23 protein-coding genes and 2 tRNA genes are annotated in these 26275 nt (G+C 36.1%); 15 read left to right on the top strand and 10 right to left on the bottom strand.

Annotated features, from left to right (window positions below):
- Positions 1-71: 71 nt before the first annotated feature.
- Entirely contained in the window at positions 72-638 is a 567-nt protein-coding gene (locus G7051_RS07660; protein WP_166199307.1) for a porin family protein, read from the bottom strand.
- A 375-nt stretch (positions 639-1013) separates the two neighbouring features.
- Between G7051_RS07660 and G7051_RS07665 the strand changes: the two genes are divergently transcribed.
- From G7051_RS07665 to G7051_RS07690, 6 genes are all read left to right on the top strand, one after another.
- Positions 1014-2435: a TolC family protein gene (locus tag G7051_RS07665; RefSeq protein WP_166199309.1), complete on the top strand. Its 1422-nt coding sequence runs from the start codon at positions 1014-1016 to the stop codon at positions 2433-2435.
- A gap of 31 nt (positions 2436-2466) precedes the next feature.
- Positions 2467-3456 carry an HlyD family secretion protein gene (locus G7051_RS07670; RefSeq protein WP_166113372.1) on the top strand — a complete coding sequence of 330 codons (990 nt, stop codon included), beginning with the start codon at positions 2467-2469 and terminating at the stop codon, positions 3454-3456.
- A 74-nt stretch (positions 3457-3530) separates the two neighbouring features.
- Positions 3531-4700, top strand: coding sequence for an ABC transporter permease (locus G7051_RS07675; protein ID WP_166199311.1), 1170 nt, complete (start codon positions 3531-3533; stop codon positions 4698-4700).
- Positions 4697-5917 (top strand): ABC transporter permease, encoded by a 1221-nt coding sequence (locus G7051_RS07680; RefSeq protein WP_166199313.1) that lies wholly within the window; start codon positions 4697-4699, stop codon positions 5915-5917. The genes G7051_RS07675 and G7051_RS07680 overlap by 4 nt, the downstream gene beginning before the upstream one ends.
- 122 nt (positions 5918-6039) lie before the next feature.
- On the top strand, positions 6040-6465 hold the full coding sequence (locus tag G7051_RS07685; RefSeq protein WP_166113381.1) for a MarR family winged helix-turn-helix transcriptional regulator: 426 nt from the start codon (positions 6040-6042) through the stop codon (positions 6463-6465).
- A gap of 47 nt (positions 6466-6512) precedes the next feature.
- Entirely contained in the window at positions 6513-7010 is a 498-nt protein-coding gene (locus G7051_RS07690; protein ID WP_166199315.1) for a hypothetical protein, read from the top strand.
- Between the two features lie 84 nt (positions 7011-7094).
- Here G7051_RS07690 and G7051_RS07695 read toward each other — a convergent pair whose 3' ends face one another.
- Entirely contained in the window at positions 7095-9380 is a 2286-nt protein-coding gene (locus G7051_RS07695; protein ID WP_166199317.1) for a family 20 glycosylhydrolase, read from the bottom strand.
- A gap of 171 nt (positions 9381-9551) precedes the next feature.
- On the opposite strand from G7051_RS07695, the gene bglX reads away from it, so the two are divergent.
- Positions 9552-11786, top strand: coding sequence for a beta-glucosidase BglX (gene bglX, locus G7051_RS07700; RefSeq protein WP_166199319.1), 2235 nt, complete (start codon positions 9552-9554; stop codon positions 11784-11786).
- A gap of 58 nt (positions 11787-11844) precedes the next feature.
- Here the strand turns inward: bglX and G7051_RS07705 are convergent.
- A tRNA-Asn gene (locus G7051_RS07705) sits at positions 11845-11918 on the bottom strand.
- A gap of 32 nt (positions 11919-11950) precedes the next feature.
- A tRNA-Asn gene (locus tag G7051_RS07710) sits at positions 11951-12024 on the bottom strand.
- 90 nt (positions 12025-12114) lie between these two features.
- On the opposite strand from G7051_RS07710, the gene G7051_RS07715 reads away from it, so the two are divergent.
- Positions 12115-13086 (top strand): adenosine kinase, encoded by a 972-nt coding sequence (locus G7051_RS07715; protein ID WP_166113393.1) that lies wholly within the window; start codon positions 12115-12117, stop codon positions 13084-13086.
- A 216-nt stretch (positions 13087-13302) separates the two neighbouring features.
- Here the strand turns inward: G7051_RS07715 and G7051_RS07720 are convergent, their stop codons facing one another.
- Positions 13303-14565, bottom strand: a complete 1263-nt coding sequence (locus tag G7051_RS07720; protein WP_166199321.1) for a DNA recombination protein RmuC — start codon at positions 14563-14565, stop codon at positions 13303-13305.
- Positions 14566-14755: 190 nt separating this feature from the next.
- On the opposite strand from G7051_RS07720, the gene G7051_RS07725 reads away from it, so the two are divergent.
- From G7051_RS07725 to G7051_RS07735, 3 genes are all read left to right on the top strand, one after another.
- Complete coding sequence (locus G7051_RS07725; RefSeq protein ID WP_166199323.1) at positions 14756-15097, top strand: hypothetical protein; 342 nt, start codon at positions 14756-14758, stop codon at positions 15095-15097.
- Between the two features lie 7 nt (positions 15098-15104).
- Positions 15105-16070 (top strand): bifunctional methionine sulfoxide reductase B/A protein, encoded by a 966-nt coding sequence (locus G7051_RS07730; protein WP_370522990.1) that lies wholly within the window; start codon positions 15105-15107, stop codon positions 16068-16070.
- 207 nt (positions 16071-16277) lie between these two features.
- On the top strand, positions 16278-16787 hold the full coding sequence (locus tag G7051_RS07735; RefSeq protein WP_166199325.1) for a DUF5606 domain-containing protein: 510 nt from the start codon (positions 16278-16280) through the stop codon (positions 16785-16787).
- A 117-nt stretch (positions 16788-16904) separates the two neighbouring features.
- On the opposite strand, the gene G7051_RS07740 is transcribed toward G7051_RS07735, so the two are convergent.
- The 3 genes from G7051_RS07740 to G7051_RS07750 form a co-directional block, all read right to left on the bottom strand.
- Positions 16905-17489 carry a hypothetical protein gene (locus G7051_RS07740; protein WP_166199327.1) on the bottom strand — a complete coding sequence of 195 codons (585 nt, stop codon included), beginning with the start codon at positions 17487-17489 and terminating at the stop codon, positions 16905-16907.
- Positions 17490-17599: 110 nt separating this feature from the next.
- A complete protein-coding gene (locus G7051_RS07745; RefSeq protein WP_166199329.1) occupies positions 17600-19468 on the bottom strand; it encodes a hypothetical protein in 1869 nt (622 codons plus the stop codon).
- Position 19469: 1 nt separating this feature from the next.
- Positions 19470-21671: a hypothetical protein gene (locus tag G7051_RS07750; RefSeq protein ID WP_166199331.1), complete on the bottom strand. Its 2202-nt coding sequence runs from the start codon at positions 21669-21671 to the stop codon at positions 19470-19472.
- A 165-nt stretch (positions 21672-21836) separates the two neighbouring features.
- On the opposite strand from G7051_RS07750, the gene G7051_RS07755 reads away from it, so the two are divergent.
- Positions 21837-22367, top strand: a complete 531-nt coding sequence (locus tag G7051_RS07755) for a hypothetical protein (RefSeq protein ID WP_166199333.1) — start codon at positions 21837-21839, stop codon at positions 22365-22367.
- Between the two features lie 82 nt (positions 22368-22449).
- On the opposite strand, the gene G7051_RS07760 is transcribed toward G7051_RS07755, so the two are convergent.
- Positions 22450-23970 carry a hypothetical protein gene (locus G7051_RS07760; RefSeq protein ID WP_166199335.1) on the bottom strand — a complete coding sequence of 507 codons (1521 nt, stop codon included), beginning with the start codon at positions 23968-23970 and terminating at the stop codon, positions 22450-22452.
- Between the two features lie 139 nt (positions 23971-24109).
- Complete coding sequence (locus tag G7051_RS07765) at positions 24110-24403, bottom strand: helix-turn-helix domain-containing protein (protein WP_185155009.1); 294 nt, start codon at positions 24401-24403, stop codon at positions 24110-24112.
- A 174-nt stretch (positions 24404-24577) separates the two neighbouring features.
- Here G7051_RS07765 and G7051_RS07770 point away from each other — a divergent pair, with 174 nt between their 5' ends.
- The 3 genes from G7051_RS07770 to G7051_RS07780 all read left to right on the top strand — a co-directional run bounded on the left by G7051_RS07770 (position 24578) and on the right by G7051_RS07780 (position 26072).
- Positions 24578-24952: a hypothetical protein gene (locus G7051_RS07770; protein WP_166199337.1), complete on the top strand. Its 375-nt coding sequence runs from the start codon at positions 24578-24580 to the stop codon at positions 24950-24952.
- Positions 24953-25042: 90 nt separating this feature from the next.
- Positions 25043-25675 (top strand): DUF4919 domain-containing protein, encoded by a 633-nt coding sequence (locus G7051_RS07775; RefSeq protein WP_166199339.1) that lies wholly within the window; start codon positions 25043-25045, stop codon positions 25673-25675.
- A gap of 166 nt (positions 25676-25841) precedes the next feature.
- Positions 25842-26072, top strand: coding sequence for a hypothetical protein (locus G7051_RS07780; protein WP_166199341.1), 231 nt, complete (start codon positions 25842-25844; stop codon positions 26070-26072).
- The last annotated feature ends 203 nt before the right edge of the window (positions 26073-26275 follow it).

The following is a 26275-nucleotide window of genomic DNA, read 5'->3' on the forward strand; positions in this document are numbered from 1 at the left end:
TCGCCACTGCTTTAAATCAATTTTTTAAAGCAGTGGCGATTTTCGTATAGCAATGTTTAAGCAATTTTTCTTTAGAAGATATATCCAACACCAAATCTCAGATTTGAGATTTTAGCACTACGATCTTCATAATAGTTATCATAGCCTCTCAGACCTTTTTTATAGTTCGTATATATATTTATTTTCTTGATTCTATAAGAAACTTCAAATTGCATACCTAAATCGATTCTATTTTCTGCATCAAACTTTATATTCTGCTTATCGGAAGAACCTGACTCATTATCTCTGCTTCCTGATATCGCATATGCTATATAGGGACCAGTTTTTAAAGACAATCCTTTAATAAAGCCATTAGAGATTGTATATTTAGCCAATACAGGAAGTTCAATATACGAGAGGCTTAAATTATAGAAATATTGGGCATGATGGGCACCTTCCTTCGAAAACAAAAGCCCTGGTTCCATTGAGAAATTATCATTAATATTAAACCCGTACATAACTCCAAAATGATAGCTTAACCTATTACTTGCTAAATAATTAGTCAAAGTAGATGAGCCAAGACCGCCTCTCACTTCAATTTGCGAAAAGAGACATACGGGAATCAATAAAAACAAATATAAGCTAAAAATCTTCTTCATTTGAATAAGATATTAAAAAGATAAGGGTAAATAAATAGTGAAAAATGTGTTTTTTTCATACTTCCTTTACTTTAATTAAAGAATGTGCAAGCCTGAGAATGTATGTAAATATAGAAAGAAAACCTGATAGTTTGTTCTCCTTAATTAATCCCTTCTTTTAACTCAATTTAAATATTCCTAGCCAAAAGAGGTATTTAAGTGTTGTATATGTAGTCTAAACAATGTATTTTTGCCTCAATTTATTGTCTAAACAACTAAATGGGTTGGTTTTTATTTATTGTATTGTTAAGTATTTCTATAAAAGTTAATTATAATTAGAAATAGTATGCAATAAATGTTTTACTTTACGTTACCTATTTAAAATGTACACAACACATGAGTAAAAGAAATTTTCTCTGGATTTTGTTTTGCGTTGGAGCCTTAAGCAGCAATATATCAGCACAAAGAACACTAAGTCTTGAGGATGCCCGAAATCTGGCAATCCAGAATAATAAACATCTGAAGATGGCTTCCGAAGAAGAAAAGGTGGCTTATTATGAAAAGAAGGAGGCTTATTTAAAGTATTTTCCTAAATTTTCGATTGACGGACTTTATATTCGAAACCAAAAGAATCTAAACTTGATAGGCTCCTCGGCTATTCCGGGATCTATTACCATTCCCGATTTGTCAGGTTTAGGAATCCCTATTCCTCCCGGAACTCAGATTCCCATCCCTCAGGAGTTTTCCGATAAAATACGATCTATAGGTGAGGTCGACATAAAAAACATCTGGCTGGGTGCTATATCGTTAACCCAACCTCTGTTTATGGGTGGACGCATTGTCGCTTATAATGATATAATGAAAAACGCTCAGGAGTTGGCAAAGTCAAAAAAAGATACTGAACTTCAAGATGTTATTGCCGAACTGGATGCTTCTTACTGGCAGATTGTCTCTTTAGCATACAAAAAAGATCTTGCCGAATCGTACCTCAAACTATTGCAAAAAATGCATTCTGATATCAGCATAATGGAATCGGAAGGAGTTGCCACGAAAGCAGATGTATTATCGGTATTGGTCAAAGAGAATGAGGCAGATATGACCTTAACGAAGGTTGAGAATGGACTGAGTTTGGCACGAATGTTTTTTAATCAGTTGTGTGGGCTTGAAATAGAAGATAAGATAGCATTAGCAGATGAAAATAGAGAAATGCTGATTTCGACAGAAGCTCCCGTTGCTCCTTCGATTGAAGAAGCATTTCTGAACCGACCCGAAATAAAGAGTCTGGAGCTGGCAACCAAGATATATAAAGGCAAAGAAAAAATTGAGAGAGCCGAATTGTTACCCGAACTAGGCTTAATTGCAGCATATACATGGACTAATCCCAATGGTTTCGATGGTCTCCAAAATACATTTGGCGGAATGTGGAATGTAGGAATAAAGCTTAGCGTACCGCTTAATTTTATGTCGAGTTCTGCGAAGCTGAATGCTGCAAAAGCTCAAACCCGAATTCAGGAATATCGAGTGGAGGAGGCGAAAGAGAAAATCGAACTCCAAATCAATCAATCGGCTTTTAAATTGAATGAAGCTCACAAGAGGTATGTCTCTTCAGAGAAGAATATGGAAAAAGCTAATGAGAACCTTAGATATGCTACCGTCGGTTTCGAAGAGGGTGTTATCCCTGCATCCGATGTCTTGGCTGCAAATGCCGCTTGGTTATCGGCACATTCTGAAATGATAGACTCACAAATTGATGTGAAGCTTTGCAACGTATATTTAAATAAAGCATTGGGCAGAAGTTTAACCGATATAAAACAGTAAAACAGGTTTGTTACCTTAAACAAGATAGAATATGAGTAGAGAAGATAATAAATCAGGATCAAAACTTATTCCGATTCTCGGTTTTGCAGCAGTTATAATTGCTGTTGCCATATATGGTTTCTTTTTTCTGAATCAGGAAGACAATACATTGCAGGGAGAAGCAGAGGTTACCGAAGTACGTATTTCGAGTAAAGTGCCCGGTCGTATCGAAAAATTCTTTGTAGAAGAAGGCGATTCTGTTCGTAGAGGCGATACTCTCGCTATACTAAGTGCCCCCGACGTGTATGCTAAACTGTCGCAAGCTACTGCTGCCGAACAAGGAGCTGCTGCACAAAGCAACAAAGCTCAAAAAGGAGCCAGAGTGGAGCAGATTAATAGTGCTTATGAAATGTGGCAAAAAGCAAAAGTAGGAGTTGATATAGCTCAGAAGTCTTTTACACGTGTTCAGAATCTCTATAATAAAGGAGTAACAACCGCTCAGAAACGAGATGAGGCAGAAGCAAATTATAATGCAGCCGTGGCTACCGAAAAAGCGGCTAAATCTCAATATGATATGGCGAAAAACGGAGCCGAACGTGAGGATAAAGAGGCAGCATTGGCTATGCTAAACAGAGCTAAAGGTGCTGTTGCCGAAGTTGATTCTTACATTACCGAAACATATCTTATTTCGCCTGTTGACGGACGTGTTTCCGAACGATTCCCTAATGTGGGAGAATTGGTTGGCACAGGCGCACCTATTATGAATGTCACTGATCTTTCTAAAAAATGGGGAACTTTCAATGTGAGAGAAGATCGTTTGGAAGATTTCAAAATCGGACAAACCCTCACAGCTTTTGTTCCCGCTATAAATAAGGAAGTGAAGCTAAAAGTATATTATATGAAAGATCTGGGCTCGTACGCAGCATGGAAGGCAACTAAAACCACAGGAGGCTATGATCGTAAAACATTTGAAATAAGAGGTCACTTTGTCGAAAACCAACCGGATATTTTACCCGGAATGTCACTTATAATAAAAGAATAGAAGTAGGGGCGTATTGCATACGCCCGAAAAATAAATGGGCGTATGCAATACGCCCCTACAACACTAAATAAAGAATGGCTTCAGAAAAAGGTATGTGGGTAGTATTCATAAGGGAATGGAAACGTATATTATCTTCCAAAATATGTATTTGGGGGATGATTATAGCTCCATTGCTTACTTTTGGGTTGCTTATGTATATGATGAATGCCGGTTTACCGACTCAAATTCCTATTGCGGTAGTAGATTTAGATAATTCTACCACTTCACGATCATTAGTTCGCCAATTAGATGCCTTTGCTAAAACGGATATTAAATTTAAAAGCCTTTCTTTTAAAGAGGCACGTACCGAAATGCAGCGGGGGCAAGTGTATGGCATATTTACGATTCCGCGTAATTTTGCAAAAGATGCCGTTTCGGGCAATCGTCCCAAAATAGTATTTTATACCAATAATGCTTTCCTTATATCGGGTTCACTGCTGTTTCAGGATATGAAGACGATCAGTGTATTGGCTTCTGCCTCGGTTGGTCTTCGCATGGGTGAGGCCAAAGGATATACTCAGGGGCAACTGATGCCTATATTGCAGCCGATAAGCATAGAAGCTCATCCTGTAGGAAATCCAAGCCTTAATTATTCGGTATACTTGAATAATGTGCTTACTCCCGGTATTATCTTTCTGATCTTGGCGATGTTTACTATTTCGAGTTTCGGATCAGAAGTGAAGATGGGTACCGGGCGACAGTTTCTTGATTTAGCCGGAGGCTCAACGGTGAAAGCTGTTTTTGGGAAAATATTACCTTACACGATTCTGTTTTTTGTATTGTCTCTCTTTTTCATGTCGATACTTTACAAATACAATAATTTTCCGTTAAACTCAGGTTTCTTTCCTATGTGTTTTGCTTACCTGTGTCTGATATTATCGGCTCAGGGATTTGGATTGATGCTGCTGGCTGTTTTCGGAAATTACCGTCTGTCGTTGAGTGCTGCCAGTTTGCTGGGGATGATTTCGTTTTCGATAACAGGATTCTCCTTCCCGTCGATAGCGATGAGTCCGGTTCTTTATGGGCTTAGCTTTTTGTTTCCGCTCCGCCATTTCTTCTTGATCTATATCGATCAGGCACTTAATGGAATAGCATGGCAATATTCGGCTTACCACTATGCCGCTCTACTTGGATTTTTCCTTTTAGGATTAATCTCTATGGGGCGGATTAGAAACTTTATGTACGAAAATGTATACGAAGAATGAAAAAACTACTGCTTGATATATATTATGTGTGGCTAAGCGAATTGAAGGTGGTCTTTCGCGATCCGGCGGTAGTTCTGCTGTTTCTGATTGTTCCGCTTGGCTATCCGGTGTTATATGCCTTTTTGTATAATAATGAAACTGTTCATGAAGTAAAAGTTGTTGTCGTAGACGAATCTAATACAACTCTTTCTCGTGAATTCACCCGAAAAGTGGACGGTGCTGCCGATGTAAATGTAGTTGCACATGTCTCCAATATGGAAGATGCCCGCGAGGCATTGAGACGTAAGGAGGCTTATGGAATTATTTATATCCCTAAATCATTCAGTACCAATTTGAATAGGGCAGAGCAAACTTCTGTATTGGTCTATTCCGATATGAGCAGTATGCTTTTTTATAAAGCCATGTTGCTGACTTGTACGGAAGTGTCTTTGGAGATGGGAGCAAATATTCGTGTAAACGATATGGGGCATGGTACACAGGAGCAGGATGCTTCGACTATGAAGGCTGTTGACTATGAATGGGTGTCTTTATATAATGTATCTAATGGTTTTGCCAGTTTCCTAGTTCCGGCTATTCTTATATTGGTTATTCAGCAAACCCTTCTGTTAGGAGTAGGAACTCTTGTGGGTACGCATAACGATAAGAAACGTTTTACAGTTGCCTCACATACCGGAGACGGGCGAAATGTTCATCCGTTGAAGCTGACTATCGGAAAAGCATTCTGTTACAGTACACTTTATATCGTGACATCAGCCTGGGTGCTGAGGGTAGTTCCCTATTTGTTTCATCTGCCTCAGGTAGGCGATCCGTTAACAATAGCTGTATTTCTCTTTCCGTTTATACTGGCTGCAACCTTCTTTGCGATGACTCTTTCGTACCTCTGTTCTCAGCGTGAATTTGTGATGCTGCTAGTTGTATTTACCAGTGTACCCTTTCTGTTTATGTCGGGTATTTCATGGCCTTGGGTATCTATACCTCCTATGCTGAAAGCAATTGCTTATATATTGCCGTCAACACCGGGTATACATGGTTTTGTGAGTATTAATACCATGGGAGCCTCTTTGACTGATGTTTGGTTCGAATTCGTAGTACTGTGGGTGCAGGTTATCTTCTATTGCGTAGCTGCAACTGCCATGTACTATTGGTGGATAGATAATTACGATCCCAAATATAAAGGAAAACACCCTTCTATAAGTAAATTCTCAGATCATATTTAGACTTGTTTCTATCATATAGCCAACTTAAAAGTCCAGTATTAAACTCTTAAGTTGGCAGATTATTTTCTTCAACTGTTGATTAGTCAATAGTTTTTCATATTTTTGCAAAAAGCATATTGATTATGGATAGTCTGTATTCACTTGGATTTTTATTAAACAGAGCTTCGTTCTCATTGGATAAAATGTTGAGAGTTGAGCTTAAGCGTAATAACTTAGAATTGCCTCATTCGCAATTTATCGTATTGCGCTGCTTGTACTATAAAGATGGATTGAACCAGCAGGAAATAGCGACTTTGCTTTGCAAGGACGCAGCTGCTATAAAACGCACTATTGATAATCTCGAAGACAGAGGCTTGGTGTCCCGTGTGCATGTTTCGCAGAGAGAAAACTCGATCCGGATTACAGAGGACGGAAAAAACTTGATGCCTTTGGCTCTCAAGTGTGGTGATTTAGCTCTCGATAAAGTGCTGAAAGATATAGAGACAGACGATTATGAACTACTCAAACAATTACTGCATCGTATTTATTTGAATGCTGAACAAACTTGATATTTTTTTACTGCAAATATTGACTAATCAATTATTGAAATCTGGATATGAAAAAATTAGGATCAAAAGGACTTAAAGTATTAAAAACACTTCACCTCATATTTGCCATGGTATGGACTGCCGGAGCAATTGCCATGGTATTAATCACTTTTTTGATAAAAGCCCAGTCGGGAGATGAACTGCATGTAAAATACAGTATACTGCTTTTGATTGATAACTGGCTTATAATTACAGGAGCAATGACCAGTCTGGTTATTGGTATTGTGTATGGAGTATTTACCAACTGGGGTTTCTTTAAACAGCGATGGATTGTGGTTAAGTGGATAATTACCGTAGCACAAATATTATTCGGGACATTTGCCTATCATCCATGGCTTACCAGAAATCTGGAAATTATAGGTGAATTGAAAGAGCAGGCTGTGTATCATGCTGAATTTATGGCTAATAACAGATGTATGGAAATCAGCGGTTTTTTTCAGTCGGGCTTGCTGTTATTTATGATTGTAATTTCTGTTTTCAAACCGTGGAAAGCTAAAAAGCGTTAGACTTAATTTATTCTATATATAAACAAAGAGCTCACATTATGTGAGCTCTTTGTTTGTTTTAATATACTGAAAAGGTATAATGCCTTAATGTTTGAACCAGCTGTCCGGGATATCTTCTATGCCACCTCCGTTTATGCTGTACTGAAGTTTAAGAGTATATCCGCCTCCGCCTTCAAGAAAATCGATTTGGAAAGGATGCATACCTTTTTCCAGAGCTATTTGTCCGCTTTTCATTACAGCAGAATGTTGTCCGTCATTATCAACAACAGTTTCTCCAGCAATATATAATACACCTCCATCATCACAATTGAAGAAGAAGCTGTAAGTTCCGGTTTCGGGAACATCAATATATCCATTGAATTTTAAACCGAATGAATTGGTCTCTTTGGGAGCTTTGATATTGGTAACTACAAAGGTTTCACCAGGAGTACCTTGTATTTCCGATGTGTTTTTGTAATACTTATCGAAGAAACCGCAAAGAAGCCCTTGCAATGGGTTTTCTACAAGTACCGCTTTCTTTAAAGTAGAAGGTTTGAAGTTTAAAGTATATATCTCACCTCTTACGCCGCTTGAGCTGAATAGAGCCATTTTAAGTAGTGTAGGTTGAGATATTGTAAGTGGTTGCAACAACTTGGCCGAATTGACAGTTGGCGTGCTGCCATCGGTCGTATAATGTATAGTCATGCCGGCAAGTGGACTCTGTACAAAAAAGTCTGTCGCATCAATAAATACATTTTCTTGAGCAAAACCTTCAATATCGGGCAGTCTGTAATTTACTCCCATAGCATCTAGTCTTGGATACTGTTTTAATAAGCGTTGAGAAAAATCATCGAATCTGTTTGTGTTGTTTGTCCATACACGTTCGGCCAGTGCAATCATACGAGGATACATCTGAAACTCGGCTTGTTGTTCTGACGGGATCATTTCCGTCCACAAATTGGCCTGAGCTCCTTTTATGAGATGCGCTTTGTCTGCAGGTACATCACTTGGAATAACCTCCATGTGATAAACATTATTTACGCTGATATTATTATTTACATAATCGAAGTACAGAGGATTGGTTGGAGTCATAATAACTTCACTGTTTCCTAATACTGCTTTTTTGGGTGAGTCTTTTACCCAGCCTCTCCAATACATTACTGTAACATTTGGGTTTGTTCCTCCATCAAGAATCTCATCCCAGGCAATTATTTTTTTACCATGTGCTTCAACAAACTCTTGCATTTCATGTACGAAATGGCTTTGCAGCTTTTCTACATCCTCAATGTTATTCGTTTTCATGAATTCTTTACATAATGGAGAATCTTTCCACGACTTTTTGTCAACCTCATCTGCTCCTATATGTATATATTTTGACGGAAATAGATCTATAACTTCCTGTAATACATCTTTAGTAAAAGTATAAGCCTCTTCTTTGCAGGCACAAACCGGTGTAGAAAAAAGTTCTCCCCATTCTGATTTTTCGCCCTCAATAAGATACGGATATGCGTTTATAGCCGCCATCATGTGACCGGGAACATCTATTTCGGGAATAATCTCTATGTGCTTCGATTGTGCATAAGCTATAAGATCTTTCATTTCTTCCTGAGTATAGAATCCTCCATAAACGGTTTTACCATCTTTTTCATGAATAAAACGAGGGTCTATTTTGAAATTTGGATTCTCTTCCGCTTTTTTCATACAAGCAGAATCTTGATTGTTGAAAGTACGCCAAGCCCCTTCATTGGTAAGTTTGGGGTACTTTTTTATCTCAAGACGCCATCCTTGGTCATCAGTTAAATGTAAATGAAATTTATTGAATTTGTAAAGAGACAATCTGTCGATATGTTTCTTCAGGTAGTCAAGTGTGAAAAAATGGCGTGATACATCCAGATGCATTCCTCTCCAATCAAAAGCAGGGCTATCCTCTATCCGAAGGCTTGGGATCGAAGCAGATGCGGGTACATTATAACTCGCCGATTCAATATTCGCAGGCAGTAATTGTCTGAGAGTTTGTAATGCGTTGAATGCTCCATGTCCGTCACTCGCTAAGATTTCAATTCTGTTGGGATTAACATTCAGAATATACGCCTCGGCTTTTTCCAATTGAGAACTGTATTTTATCTCAATCACATTTTTAGAACCTTTTTTAACAATGGGAATGTTTTTGCCGATAGCCGATTTTAGCAGCTCCTGTAAATAAGTGGCTTCATTGTTAAATTTGTCCATATCTGAAACGACAATTTTAGTCTTATCGTTGATGACAAAATTTCCATTATCTATTTTAATATTCGAAGGGTAGGGAATAAGAGGTAATTCTTGTGCATTCGAATTTTGTGCACAAAGAATAAATCCACTTATCAAAAGTAAAAACACGTAAAACTTTTTCATGATTGGTAAATAGGTTTATAGTATGAGTATGTAAATATACGATTTTTGCCCCAAAGGCAGACTTAACTATATCGGTCTTTTGATTTTTATAGTTAGTGTTATTTTGACAAATAATCAATATATTTGAAGTCCGAATAGTCAAATGTTACACTATATAAAATATTAATATCGATGAAAAAAACATTCGCAACAGCTTTTGTTATGGCGTCGGCCGTTTTAAACCTGATGGCTCAAAATCCGGCGATAGAAAAACGGGTAGATGACCTGCTTAAACAAATGACGCTCGAAGAGAAGGTCGGACAATTGAATCAGTATACAGGAGATTGGTCTGCTGCTACAGGTCCTATTACTAAAGATGGTGATAAACAAAATCAAATTCGCACAGGACAGATTGGTTCTATGCTAAATGTAAAAGGAGTGGAGCATACACGCCAGTGTCAGGAAATGGCAATGCAATCGAGAATGAAAATTCCATTGCTTTTCGGACAAGATGTAATACATGGTTATAAAACAACATTCCCTATTCCATTAGCAGAAGCTGCCAGTTGGGATCTGGATGCGATTGAGCTGGGATCACGTATTGCTGCTGTGGAAGCTGCCGCAAGTGGGATACACTGGACTTTTGCTCCTATGGTAGATATTAGTCGCGATCCTCGTTGGGGGCGTGTAATGGAAGGTGCAGGAGAAGATCCATATTTAGGTTCTTTGATTGCCAAAGCCAGAGTAAAAGGCTTTCAAGGTAAAAAGTTGGGAGATACAAATAGTGTAATGGCTTGTGCCAAACATTTTGCAGCCTATGGTGCTGCTGTTGGCGGACGCGATTATAACTCGGTTGATATGAGTGACCGTATGCTCTGGGAAGTATACCTTCCTCCCTTTAAAGCGGCTTTGGATGCGGGAGCTGCTACCTTTATGAATTCATTTAATGACCTCAATGGTGTTCCTGCAACAGGTAATGCCTACTTGTTACGCGATATTCTCAAAGGTAAATGGGGCTTTACAGGCTTTGTTGTATCGGATTGGGGATCGGTTGGAGAAATGATACCTCATGGTTTTGTAAAAGATGGAAAAGACGCAGCTTTAGTAGCTCTTACCGCAGGGAGCGATATGGATATGGAGAGCAGATGCTACAAAAATAACTTGGCTGATCTGGTTAAAGAGAAAAAGGTAGACATTGCTTTGGTTGATGATGCGGTAAGACGTATTTTATACAAGAAATTTGAATTGGGTTTATTCGAAGATCCTTATAAATATAGTGATCTTAAAAGAGAAAAAAGGGAACTTAACAACCCCGAGCATACTAAAGCTGCCAGAGAAATAGGAGCTAAAAGTATTGTACTATTGAAAAACGAAAATAATGTTTTGCCTCTGTCTAAAGAAACTAAAACAATTGCTTTTATAGGACCTTTAGTAAAAGAGTACAGACAAAATCTAGGTTTCTGGTCAGTGGAACTGGATGATGTAGACTATGATAAATTTATAGTATCTCAATGGGATGGGCTTCAAAATAAAGTGGGTAAGACCTCGAAGTTGCTTTATGCTAAAGGCTGCGAAATAGAAGGTGACGACAAAAGCGGATTTGCAGAAGCTGTATCAATAGCTAATCAAGCCGATGTGGTAATACTAAGTATCGGCGAAAGACGTGATATGAGTGGTGAGGCAAAAAGTCGTAGCGATATTAGCCTTCCCGGAGTTCAGGAAGAATTGGTAAAAGCTATTCAGGCAACCGGAAAACCTGTAGTCGTGTTGATAAATGCAGGTCGCCCGTTGGTATTTAATTGGACTGCCGATAATGTTCCCGCTATTCTTTATACATGGTGGTTAGGCTCAGAGGCAGGTAACTCTATTGCAGATGTATTGTTTGGGGATGTAAATCCTTCGGCTAAATTACCTATGACTTTCCCACGATCGGTGGGTCAGATACCTATCTATCACAGTTATTTTAATACAGGTAGACCTGCAAAAAATGAGAATGACCTGAATTATGTATCAGCATATATTGATTTGCCTAATTCACCTAAATTTCCTTTCGGATACGGGCTGAGCTATACAACATTCGGTTATTCCGATTTGAAACTATCTAAAAAACAAATCAAAAAAGGTGAAGCTATCGAAGTTACTGCCCGTATAACCAATACCGGAAAATATGCAGGTGAAGAGGTTGTGCAATTGTATCTGCGAGATAGGGTAGGATCGGTTGTTAGACCTGTCAAAGAATTGAAAGGCTTTGAAAAGATAAAACTAAATGCAGGAGAGAGCAGAACGGTGACTTTTGTTATTGATAACGAAAAACTATCTTTCTACAATCAAAAGCTGGAGTTTGATTCTGAACCGGGTGAATTTGATCTTATGATTGGTTCATCGGCTGAAGACATCAGATTGAAGTCCGAATTTGAACTGCTTTGATCAGCAGGATATGGAAAAAAGAAAAAGTCTGAAGATATCTTCAGACTTTTTCTTTTTGCTCTCCCTCTTGGACTTGAACCAAGGACCCTCTGATTAACAGTCAGATGCTCTAACCAACTGAGCTAAGGAAGAGTATAAACTCTTAGGTAATACAATAAAAAAAGCTCTCCCTCTTGGACTTGAACCAAGGACCCTCTGATTAACAGTCAGATGCTCTAACCAACTGAGCTAAGGAAGAATGTTTTTTTGTTGCTTTTCTCCAAAAGCGTAGCAAAAGTAGGGCTTATTTCCGAATTATGCAATATCTTTGCATGAAAATTTAAGAAAAATGAAGGTATTAGGAATGGGAAACGCCTTAGTGGACGTTTTAGCATTGATAGACAACGATATTCTATTAGAAGAATTGGGGCTTCCAAAAGGAAGTATGCAGTTAATTGATGAGGCAAAAAAAGAATCTTTGCATCTAGCAATGGCTGACAGAGAAAAATTTGTGGCTTCGGGAGGTTCTGCCTCTAATACAATAAATGGTCTTGCCCGCCTCGATATTGCAACCGGTTTTATCGGACGTGTAGGTAAAGATTTCTACGGAACCTATTATAAACACGATCTTGACAAATGTAAAGTAACATCACATCTGATTATAACCGATGATGAGGCTTCGGGTATTGCAACTACCTTTGTTTCGAAAGACGGACAACGTACTTTCGGTACTTTCTTAGGTGCAGCTGCAGGGTTAACTGCTGAGGACCTGAAAGAATCGGATTTTGTAGGATATGACTATTTCTACATTGAAGGATATTTAGTTCAAAATCTCGATTTGATTCGTAAAGCTATAACATTGGCTAAAGAGGCAGGATTGAAAGTTGTTCTGGATATGGCAAGTTATAATGTAGTAGAAGCTAGTCGTGATTTTCTGCTTGAGATTATCCCTAACTATATAGATATTGTTTTTGCTAACGAAGAAGAAGCCGAAGCATTATTCAATTTGGATGCAGAGCAATCATTAGACCTTTTGGCAAACGATGTGGAGATTGCTATCGTGAAAGTAGGAGAGAAAGGTTCATGGATAAAGAGGGGCGACGAAAAAATATTTGTGCCTGCTTTGAAAGTAAACTGCATTGATACTACGGGAGCCGGTGATTTGTATGCTGCGGGATTTTTATATGGTTTGATTAAAAATCAATCTTTGGAGAAAAGCGGAGAAATGGGTACATTACTTGCCGGAAACGTAATACAGGTAGTAGGTCCTAAAATGGATGACGCCAAATGGGATGAACTGATTATTGAATTAGCGAAATAAGTTTTAAGCGAAATATAATAAAAGGGGAAAGGAATTTCTCCTTTTTTTGTTTCTGTAATGAGGGAAGGGTATAAAGCAAAAAAAGGTTGTCATCACGACAACCAATCTTCATTGTTAACCTTAAATCTAATACCATGAAAAACACAGTACAAATATAATGGATTTTATGTTATAAAACATACTTATAGATCATTATTTTGTCGTCATTAATGTTATTTAACGATTTTCGGTGTTTGGAAGCTCTTTTTGAGGCTTTATTCCTAGTTCCTTTAACATTTCTGCTTGCCTTATTAAGTTTCCGTTACCATCTTTGAGTTGTATAAAAGCTTTATCGTAGCTTTTTTGTGTACGGTCTATATTCTTTCCTATTTCTTGAAGGGTCTCTACAAATCCTGCGAATTTATCATATAAAATAGCACCACGTTTTGCTATTTCCTGAGCGTTACGGCTTTGTGCTTCTCTTTTCCAAAGATCGGCCACTACTTTAAGCGATGCGATGAGATTGGTAGGGCTGATTAGCAAGATACGCTTGCGGTAAGCATAATCCCAAAGCCCCGAATCTAATTGCATAGCCAGTATATAAGCCGGCTCGTTGGGAATGAACATCATGACAAAATCCAGAGATTCGATATAATCCTGATACGCCTTGCTGCTAAGTTCATCAATATGTTTCTTGATGGAGATAATGTGCTCTTTTTCGGCAATAATTCTCATCTCATCCGTATCAGCCTCTACATATCTGATATAGCCATTGAGAGAAACTTTGGAGTCTATTACAATTTTTCGCCCACCCGGATACAGAATAACAATATCGGGTTGAAGAGCTTTATTTTCATTATTCAGTATCTTTTGCCCGTTTTCGTCGGTAAGCATATCCTGCGAGAAATACTCCTCCCCCTTCTTTAAGCCCGATTTTTCGAGTATGGACTCTAATATCATTTCACCCCAATTGCCTTGTATTTTATTATTTCCTTTGAGAGCCTTAGTCAGATTATTGGCATCTTCACTGATCTGATGATTGAGTACTACCAGTTCGCGGATACGTTCTTCGAGCGAGAAACGTTGTTTCGATTCTTTGTCATACGTTTCTTCTACTTTCGTTTTGAATTCCGTTAACTTCTCACCTAAAGGCTTTAATATCGATTCCATATTCAACTTGTTGATGTCTGTGAAACGGCTCGATTTTTCTTCCAGAATCTGATTGGCTAATATCTGGAAATCCTTATTCAGTTGTTCCCTTGTATTTATAAGTTCCGATTGTTGATGCTTTAGTTGCTCTTCTTTGGCTTGAAGATTAGCTTTCAGGTTTGCCGATTCGTGTACCGCCTCAAGTTGTTTAGTCTGTAAGTTGGCTACCTCCGAGTTGAGGCGTTGATTTACACTCTTTAACTCCTTTATCTCTTGTTTTCCGGTAGAATATATCCACCAAATAATAAAAATAGAAAAAACTACAATTATTGTGATATAAATAAACTCCATGGCACTTTTTTTGTTCTAATCTATATGTTGAAAATTATAGGCAAAGGTAATAAGTATAGAGGAGTAAGCGTTTAATGCAACAGAATTTAATTACAACCGTCTGCTGTATTCGTGCTTGCCGAGGTAATAGATAGGTCTGTGACCTGAAAGATACTTTATTGTGATTACTTTTGTCTCAAATTAGCTGTTGATGAAGATATATTATAGTAACTATTTTCCACCTAAAGGTTTTGCCGCAATTAATCTGTTTGGCATTATAATCGGGCGGAAAGAATATGGCAGTTTGTCAAAGTATGAACTGAATCACGAAAAAATACATTCCAGACAAATAATAGAGATGCTATGGGGCTTTTTTTATTTAATTTATCTTCTCGAATGGCTTTTTCGTTTGATTCAATATCGTGACAGAGTTGCAGCATATTATAATATCTCGTTCGAAAGAGAAGCGTATGATAATGATACAAATCTTAATTATCTGGACAATAGAAAATGGTATGCATTTTTAAATTATATGTATAAAAAAGAAAGGTAGGTAAACCATGTCAAATTCAAATAAACGTGTAAATACGATTTTAAAATATGCAATCGCACTGGCTTGTTTCATGACGATGCAGGTTTCGTGTGCACAAAAAAACGAAAATTTAAAACAAGACAATATGAATTATAATAAATTGACCCCCGAAGAAGAGCGGGTGATTATCCATAAAGGAACTGAGTATCCTTATAGCGGTGAATATGTAAATAATAAACAATCGGGAACATATGTTTGTAAAAGATGCGATGCGCCTCTTTATAAATCGGCTGATAAGTTTGATTCACATTGTGGTTGGCCGTCTTTTGACGACGAAATTCCCGGAGCCGTAAAACGGGTTCCTGATGCGGATGGTATGCGTACAGAGATCATCTGTACCAATTGCGGTGCTCATCTCGGACACGTATTTCTTGGCGAAGGTTTTACCGCAAAAGAGACTCGTCATTGTGTAAACTCTATTTCTCTGAAGTTTATCCCTGATGTAAATAAAAATATCCGTAAAGCATACTTTGCTTCGGGCTGTTTCTGGGGAACTGAATATTATTTTATGAAAGCCAAAGGAGTAAAACATACCAACGTCGGTTTTATGGGCGGGCACGTAGATCATCCTACATATGAACAGGTTTGTACAGGAAAAACAGGACATCTCGAGCTGACAGAGGTTGAATATGATAGCAAGCAAACCACTTATGATGAAATGGTGAAACTGTTTTTCGAAACTCACGATTTTACCCAAACTAATGGGCAAGGACCCGATATTGGCTCTCAGTATCTCTCTTGTATATTTTATAGCAATGAAGAAGAGAAAGAAATTGCTCAGAAATACATTGCAATACTAGAGAGTAAAGGTTTTAAAGTAGCTACTATGTTGAAACCCGTATCTACCTTCTGGAAGGCAGAAGATTATCATCAACAGTACTACGAGCATAAAGGAACAACACCCTATTGCCATTCTTATAAAAAAATATTTTAATAATATGCTGATTATTAAATGATTGATGTTTTTGTTTGCTTGGAGTGTTTTTATATTACAACAATCCCATTATTTTTGTGATTCGTTATAATGCATAATAAGCAAATAAAAGCATATAATGAACTATTTAGGAGCTGACAACCTAGGGGTGTAATAGCTGCCAAAGTATGAAGATGTGATTAAACGGTAAAACTAAAAATAAAGATTATGTTGAAAACTATTTTATCTGTATCCGGTAAACCTGGATTATTTAGACTCGTGTCAAATGCTAAGAATATGGTTATTGTTGAGTCATTAACAGATAAAAGAAGACTTCCTATCTATGCAAGAGATAAGGTTGTTTCTTTAGGTGATATTGCAATGTATACCGATGAGGGAGAAGTTCCTTTGAGTGAAGTATTGACCAAGATTCAAGTAAAAGAGAATGGAGCACAAGCTTCTGTTGCTACCAACTCTAAACCTGACGTATTAAAGAAATATTTCGCTGAGATACTTCCTACTTATGACAGAGATAGAGTTTATGATACCGATATCAAGAAATTGATCAGCTGGTACAACCTCTTATCTGCTGCAGGAATCGCTTTTGCAAGTGAAGAAGAAGCCGCTACCCCTGAAGTAAATGAAGAAGCTCCGGTTGCAGAAGTTGCTGCTAAAGAAGAGGCTCCTCAAGAAGAAAAACCAAAACGTAAGCCAAGGGCAAAAAAAGAGGATAAATGATCGTTTAGGATTGATATAGTGAAAAGTCGCCATCTAAGTTCTTAGATGGCGACTTTTTGTTTATCTGAAAATAAATATCTCGAATATTATAAATGAAGAAGCGAAGATTCTGTTGGATCAAAAAGAATAGCCTATGCCTCCATTTATGCGATATCCAGACCAGTCTACTCCTTTGTTATTCATTTCCGAAATTTTGGAACCAAAGTTTATTTCATATCCTGTGTTGACAAAAAATAAGATATGCGATGTTATATTATATTGAGCACCTAATTGAGGCAGCAAAGAGAAGCTAACATTATTAAGATCCCTATTGTTTGGAGGAGGCAAGATTGAATTTTCAGGATACATTTCTTCATTAATTTTTATTTTCGAGAAAATAATGCTTGGTGAGATATCTCCATAGAAAGAGATTTTTTGCTTATTTTTAATATTTAAACTGTAAAAATGATACCTATAAAAAAGTCCCTGCTGATAACCGTTAATGGTAATTTTTGTACTTATTTTGCCTGAATAATCAGCATAAGAAATTTTGCCTGCAGTAGATAAGAAGTTGCTGTTAATGCCAAATTCATGTTTCTGCATTTTATATCCTAAGCTTAAGGACTGTATTTGATAACCCGGAAAATTATCTGTGGTTGCAATGTCTAGTCCTGGGACTATATTTAATATAGAAGAGCGAACATCAGATAGGTAATCTTTCATGTCTGACATATTGTAATCGCCATAACCAAATGAATATTTTATGGATACTTGAGAATTTATTTGCATGCAAACAATAAATAAGCAGATGAATGTCAATAGTGTATTTTTCATTATTTCAAATATTTAGATAGATTTTTATAATAATTATAGGTCATGTGGTCATTGTTGCTGCCTATAAGTACATTGTTAAATAACTCAACATTATAGTTTTCTCGAATATGAATCTTATTTAAGTTACTGCTTAGATCCGGTTTTATTATATTTACTAATAAAGAAGACGAATAATCGGGGGCATAATATAGAATGTTCCCGGTAAAAGGATCTGTTGATAGGTATGTTCCTTTTATTGAATTTGATTTATCTTGAGTAATTATATTATAAATATAAAATGCACCTGCTTGTTGTATTATGATTTTTTCTTTATCCACAGGGTGGAAATTACATTGTTCTATATTTTTAATATTTTGATCATAGATAAGAGTTTCATGGGTATCTCCTAACTTGTATATTTTAATATTTTGTCCACTGTAATAGCAGAGGTATTGCCCATCTGTAGAGGTGTTTATTTTTGTTTTATAGGGAGTAGGAGGTAATGAAATCTGGTATATAGTATTTCCATTCAGATCACATATATATGCTTTCCTTGAATGTCCTGATCCACTTATTATTAACCGATCATCATCGGTTATGCAAAAAGTATCATCTTGGCTGTCATGTAATATGTCAAATGATGGTAGATTAAATTCATTCAGAATATTTACTTTGTCATCCAGAATATAAATTTTATTCCACATCATATGTATTACTGCTACCTTTCCCGTTTTAGATGAATATGATATTTTATCAGTGAAAGAATAGTTTAAATAATCTATCCATGTGACTTTTACTTGTTCCTGATTTATTGCACCAAACTGAATGATTTTGTATTGTCCTAATCCATACAAACTTTTATTTTCTGTATTGTATGCAAAATGCGAGAAGTACCAGTCTTTATCCATTGATGGATATGATTTGTTGAAAAACACACTCCCCCAATTCGAATATGCTTCTTCATAATTCTCTGGTAGCACATGTAGGTATCCCATAGTTTGGTTCGGAAAAGAAGCAAGAGGTATTGTTTTCGAAGTTTTGCTATAATCTAATCTCACCTCTTGATCCGTTGTTTCATCATTTAATATTCTGAATATGTAGGAACATCGGTATTTATTCTTTTTCCAAGACACTAATATTTCTTCTATACCTGCCTCTTCTATTGAAATATCTTTGTTTGTAGGTAAATCATAACTCATAGTATATCGATCTTGCCATGGGTCTATTTTGTTGCCTTTGAAGTAAGTTGTGATTTCATAATCTTTGTATCCCCAAACATAATTTTTGTCAATGATATAAGTTTGGTTAGGGTCTGTAATTGTGATAGTTGTTCTTGAATTCGATGACCAGTCTTTATCAAAAGTAACCTCATATTTTTCGACCTCTAATTTTTCTATTTGGGGTTTTTCCCAAACGACTTTTAAATAGTCATCTTTCGTTATATCATCTGTTATTTTAAGGCCATAGTCCACATGAACATATTTTAGTGTGTACTCATACTCGCCTTCGTATTTTTCGAATCCGAGTTTTTCAGCAAGACTACCTGTGTTAGTCTTTACGGAAACCGATAAGTGTAGTTTATGAATGCTATTGTCAAATGCCTTAGGGTCAATTAATAATCCACCCCACTGACTGTTTTCTATACTTTTGCCATCCAAAGTAATTGCTTTACTTAGGATATCCTCATCTCTGGAATTTATACTATAAAATAGCGAAGTCTTTTTATATATGTAAATAGTATCATTAGGCTGTACACCAGTCAGGTTTATTTCGATCTGTTTGTTTGGGATTGGTTTTTCCTTTTCAATATACTGATCGTCTGAGACCTCATATTCGCATGAGGATAGCAGAAAGAAAACACTTAAGGCAGAAATAATTTTTAATCTCATCTTATTTTATAAATTTTGAAATATCTAAATAAAAGCCACCGTATTGCCAACTTGAGAAAAATAAGTTGTTATAAGACAAAATGTTACTCATCTGTTTTGTTTTAATGACTAGAAGTTCTTTTTTTAGGCTTGGATCTAATATATGAGTATCCAAGTAGAAGCCATCTCGTGTTGTATATAAAAAATTTCCATTAACAATATCCACTGAAGAAAACTCGCCATTAACTTCTGCTATTTTATTGAAACCTGGTAATTCGGATACTATAAATTTACTATTGTTTGATTGAACCAATTGAGTCGGATTATTCGAATTAAAGAAGAAAGAGAATCCATTGGCAATAAGCTCATTGTTTGTGAATGTTTTTATTAAGCGGGTTTCTCTTCCATTTAACTCTAGAATATTAACCTGAGTTGCGGAAGGATTATTTAGCTGGTCTAGTCGTAAATATAAATATTTGTTGTCAGATGATATTCCCATTCCATTTACTATTTTTCCGGAGGTTTCAACGGCAATTTTGTATAAAAAATCGCCTGTATTGGCGTCAAATGCTGCAAAGTCAATACCTGGCGTATAAGTATAATTACTGATACTACTGCTTATTAAAAGCTTGTTGTCTGAAGTAAATTTGAGTATGTTGTTGTAAGCCGCTACCCAATATTGAAGATCAAAATTGATTGGTTTTGTGAAAGTATTGTCGGAATATATTTTTATGTTTCCTCCATCTCTTATGGCTATTTTACTTGAATATGGGTCGCATGTCATTGAGGTAGCTATTGTTTCCTTAAAGCTTAAATGATCTGTTACTTTCATCGTTTTTATGTCAAAACTGGCTATGCCTTCTCTTGAGACAATATATAATAAGTTTTTCTTAGCATAAGGAACAAAGGACAATACGTCAGAGCTAACTCTAAACGCATTTGATATGTATAAAGAGTTAACTTTTCCTTGGCTGTAATAGTCCGGATGTCTGTCTGGATCATATTGTGTTTTCTCTCCTAAAATAAATAGCTCAATATTTAGTCTGTCGTATGCATCAGCAGGAAATGGAGGTCTTTTAAAAGTGATTGAATTGACCTTATTATCGATCTTTATATTTTCCTTGTCAAATAATCTTATTATTTGTGTGCAATTAAATTCATTCTTTGGCCACGAAACTTTAGAGGTCTCAAGATCTATATCTTCGAAGACTAAGTCATCACTGGTTAGAATTCTATATTTTGGTTTGTAATTTGTCGTGAATTTGTATGCATCATTACATAAATAAATAGTAAGGGTGTAATTTCTATCACCATACGCATAATTCTCATCGATATAGCTGGTTTTGTCCACATCGTCTATTGTTATGGATTGTTTTCCTTTAAGCTGATCGTCATAATATTCAAGAACGTATTTGCTTACAGGCATTCTTGTAATATTGGGCTTAGACCAAATAAACTCGAAATATTCATTAGTGGATTTTTTCTGATTTAAATTCAAATTAAGATCGTCAGTAGTTAACTCTTTATATTGAGCTGTATAAAGATCAGTCCATTCTCTTATCTTGTTATCTTTAAAAAAAGTTTTTATTTTATATTCTCTAAATCCATAAACATAATCTTTGTCTATAAAAAAGTTTTCTTCCTGATTATTTATTTCAAAAGTCTGTTCTTTTTTTGCTATAACATCATAATAAGTGATCTCATATTTTTCAATAGGAGTTTGTTTTAAATCGGGGTTACTCCAGATTAGTTTTAAATATCCTTCATTTGTAAATTCCTGATTTATAATTAATTTTAAATCTGACTTTATATATTTGATTTTATATGTGAACTCTCCAGTATACTTTTCCAATAGTAATTTGTCAGCGAGACTTCCTGTATTCGAATTGCACTCTACTTTTACTTTTAGCTCTTGTTCTTTCCCTTCATTAGTATTTGGATATAAATAGATACTATTGTTGAAAGAGCTAATTCTCTGACCATCTAGAGTGAAATCTGTATTTAATAATTGTTTATTATTAGTATTTATGGTGTACGAAAGTGAAGTGTTTGCATAAATGTATATTGTTTCTCCTTCTGGAATATTGGAAAGATTGATCTTAATATTTACATTCTCTGAAGGTTGTTCTATTTCTTTAAAATAATCTATTTCTGTTTCATATTCACAACTAGAAGAAACAATGAAAGAAAGTGAGATTAATAGCCTGCAAATGATTTTTTTCATAGTTTTAAATTTATAGTGTGCAAAGATAAGTGAATTTTTTATAAATTTAGGTTTTGTGGGAATTGAAGTTAACAAAGCAGAATCCCCATATAAAATCAAGATATAAGCGTTGGGGCACAGAATTATTTATTGCTTTAGAAGGTATAACAACTAACATTTTTAATTATGAAAGCTAACGAAGAAGAAACCTTGCTTGTCAAAAGGATACGGTTACTTATAATCTTTTTTATTTTTGCACTTATAGTTTCCGGTATAACCGCTTTTCCTTTGGAAACCGAAATGAGAATAGCTTGTGATATATTAGGAATATCACAGACTGCCCCTGTTGAAAATTATACGGGACTGCATTATTGGATTGCGAAAGTAAACAACGCTTTGGTGAATACTAATCGCGATTACCCTTTCCTTGCCTATGGTTACGATTGGCTGGCATTTGCTCACATTGTTATTGCTGTCGCATTCATAGGGCTTTATAGGAAGCCCGTTCAGAATATATGGATCGTCTATTTCGCAATGATTGCGTGCGTGGGTATTATCCCATTAGCTTTGATTTGTGGCGAAATCAGGCAGATTCCTATTTATTGGCGATTGATAGATTGTTCTTTTGGCGTATTTGGCATTATTCCTCTGTATGTTCTCCATATTTATATAAAGAGACTGGAGGTTTTAATGGGGTATGAGGAAAGGAAGTACTGAAAAAATAACTGCAATATTAATATTGCAGCCATTTTTGCTTTTATGCCCCACTCTTATAGATGATGTTAATTAAGAAACAACATCAATCTTTATATGCAGATACCCGGGTTATACTCTGAATGGTAATTGTTAACCTTACGTCTGTAGTTATCAGTATATTATACCCGCTTCCGGTACCTAACGGAGGGGGAAGGCTTGCCTGATCTGCGACTGTTATAAAGTTTACAGTAAAATTTGCATTTGTAGTATTTGTTTGGCATGGAACATATTGTTGTAGTACAAACCCGGAAATTGGATTTGTAAAACGAATAGTAATAAATCCTCCCGTACCGGATGGTTTATCTGCAAATGTTGCATTGATACGCCATGTATGAACCTGCCCTATAATGGAGTTTTCTACGAATGTGGTGTTGCTATTATATGTACTTACTATATTGGCATCTGTAATAGGCGGTGTGATATTTTCAGGCCAAAATGCAAAAGGTCTGGCAAGAGGTGTGGTGTAATTTATATACTTATAGAAACCCAGTTCTGGGTTTGTAAAAGCTATTACAGGTTTGTCACTTGTATTTCCGTTTGAACCGTCTATCCTTACTACACCTTCATTTTTTCCTCCAAAGCTATTCGAAGCGATAGTTTGCCATGTTGTGCCATCATAATATTCGAGAGTATTGGTGGTAGTATTAAACCTTATCATACCCTTAAAAGGAGTTTCACCCACGGTAGGTGGTGCTACTATGTCTTTTCTTAAAGAGTATACTGAGCGTCTTTTTACTATTCCACTTGCATCTATTGAAACAAGGCTGTCAGAGGTAACACCAGAGGATAGTCCTTGAATACGAATCGGGTTATTTAAGTCTGATATATGAAGTTTATTTGTGGGAATATTAGTTCCTACACCCACATTGCCTATCTGGTATATATTCTGTGTATTTAAGTCTGCTTTGTTGGTTGTTCCTGATACCATCCAGGGTTCTAACTGAGGGTTTACCCAAGTTGTTCCTTCATAGTATTCGAGAGTGTTGGCGGTGGTATTGAACCTTATCATACCTTTAAAAGGAGTTTCGCCCACGGTAGGTGGTGCTACTATGTCTTTTCTTAAAGAGTATACTGAGCGTCTTTTTACTATTCCACTTGCATCTATTGAAACAAGGCTGTCAGAGGTAACACCAGAGGATAGTCCTTGAATACGAATCGGGTTATTTAAGTCTGATATATGAAGTTTATTTGTGGGAATATTAGTTCCTATACCCACATTGCCTATCTGATATATATTCTCTGTATTTGAGTCTGCTTTGTTGGTTGTCCCCGATACCATCCAAGGCTCTAATTGAGGGTTTACCCAAGCTGTTCCATCAAAATACTGGACATATTTATTGGTGGAATTATAAATAATCATACCGGCTTTAGGCAGGGGAACATTGGTTGTAGGATTCGTGTTTCGAGGAAGTATTATTGCCGAATTCGAAGAGACAACATCAAGTACTCCTTCCGGCTCAGTAGTATTAATGCCAACTGTGCCTTGAGCATATATGAGATGGCTACCTGTTTTTATTAGAAACAGCATAACGATTGCTATCGTTCGAATTTTAGGGTTTATCATTTTCTTTAAAGTTTGTGTTGTAATATTGCAAAAGAATGCATTTTTATTACAGAATCAAAATAAAAAGGAATAAAAAATAAACCGTATTTAGTTAAAAGTTAGATATGTAGCTTTGGCCTGACAAACAATTCGGTCTGTCTCACTTCCTTTTTTCTATCTTCTTTACTATATCCTTAAGTCCGTCTAGTGTATCAGCTTTGTAGAAAGTGTTTTTATATTCTATAAGTGCAGTAAGCTCACTTCTGGAAGTATCGGAAGTAAATAGTTCCCAAAATTCAACCTTTAAAGCATTAGCTATCTTTTCTAGTGTTTCAATGGTGGGATTACCATTGATTTGCTGAGATAAACCAACGTTAGATATTCCCAAAGTATCTGCTAAATCTTTTTGGGTTAATCCTTTTTGTTTGCAAATATCCAGAACTCTTAATTTCATAATTTCTTTATATTTATAACACAAATATAGTTAAAGCTTTGTTTTAAAAGGTTAAATTAAAGTTAATGCTTTAATCTTTTATTGTGTAATTAAAGTTATAGCTATATATTTGTTTTTATTTTAAAGTTATAGCTTTAAATAAACAAGCGTATTTTATATAAATTAAAAAACACTATGGAAACAAAAGAATTCGATTTTGATAACTCTCACCGAAAATTTGTAAATAATACGCAGCAGTACCATCGGCGACAGGCAATTTATATTGATAAAGATGATTTCTGTAATGAAGTCGAAAATCGGGTTGCTGTTTTAGGACAGTTGAGCGATTTGCTTTCTTATATTTCGGATAAATCGTATTGCCTGATAAATGTATTTTCAAATTCCTTGAAAAATGCTCCAAGAGGTTCTTTGCTAATAGATAAGGAGGTCGAATTATTTACCGATGTTATCTCATCTCTTCTGAATTTGATGAGCCACAAGGAGGATATTCGTAAATGGTGTTATGAACTTCTTGTAGAACAGAAGCATCTTAAAGATCTTCACAAATAGCAACCGAATAAAAGAGTGTGGCAAAAGTTACAGAGTATTTTTTCGTATTTTAGCAGAAAATAAGGTTTCATAAACTAAAAAAACACAATAATGAAAAGAATTTTGATTTGTTCAATACTATCTCTTATGGCAATTACTCTGTTTGGACAATCAGAAGTAGTTGTTCCGGCTTTCGATGATACCTATAGTGAATATGTAAAGAAGCTCGAATCGGGCAATACAGATATCGATTATCAGGATTTCAGATTTAGCTTTATGAAGAGTAAGCAGTTTAAGATAGCATCCCAGAAATTAAAAGATATCAGCCTATTGAAAAATGCGATGTCTGAACAAATGGATGAGCTGAATTATGATGGGATAATCTCATTGGCAAAGCAAATATTAAGTATCGACTATACCAATATGATGGCGCATAAAATATTAAGTCAGACTTATGATATGATGGAAGATGCTGATAATTCGGAAAAATACGATACTATCGGAATGGGATTATTGAAATCTATTATTCAGAATGGAGATGGTAAGTCGTGTGAAACGGCATGGCCTGTGATTCAAGTCTCGGAAGAATATTTTATTCTGGAAATGCTTGGTGTAGAGGTCAAACAGCAAAGTATTATTAACAGTAAAGGATTATGCGACAGGATGGATGTGACCGATGAAGGTGTGCCTGCAACTTACTATTTTGATATAAGTAAAATTTTTGAGAACCGCGATAAATACTGAGTAAAGAGTAGTTGGCTTCAGGAGTCGTTAGATATTATTATATAGTTATGCGAATCAGTAGTTGATCTGTTATGTTTAATGTTCAATTTTTCTAACGTACCCTATCGGGTTTGTTTTTCATTTTGCCTTGATGCAAAACGAAACAAAAGATCAAGACTGAGCCTCTTTGCCCGACCCGCTACGGACTCGAAAGCTAAAACAAAAGAAAATATTTACTATTGATATCCTTTTGTTTCTTAACGCTTTCTTCATCCTGTGGGTACCCCGTGCAAACGCCAAGGTCGAGAAGCCTGACGGACAAAAGCCATTTGCAGGCGTCAGCCCCAGTGCATCAGAGGCACAGCCGTTGGCTGACAAGCAAAGCAGGCGTAAAACTAAACGTGCCGAAAGGCAATAAGTTTAGTTTAGCCTGCAAGCTAAAGTCAGACAGGCGAGCCACGCAGCACAAAGCCTTTTTGATTCCTTTTGTGGCTTTGGGCAAAAGGAATACAAGCAATCTTCGATTGCGCGTAGTAAAAGACAATTAAATTGAACATATAGTCCCAACTACTGATTGACATTAGTTATTAAGTTAATCTTCAAAATTTCATATAAATATGG

The organism is Dysgonomonas sp. HDW5B (genome assembly GCF_011299335.1).
In the GTDB taxonomy this organism is placed as follows: domain Bacteria; phylum Bacteroidota; class Bacteroidia; order Bacteroidales; family Dysgonomonadaceae; genus Dysgonomonas_A.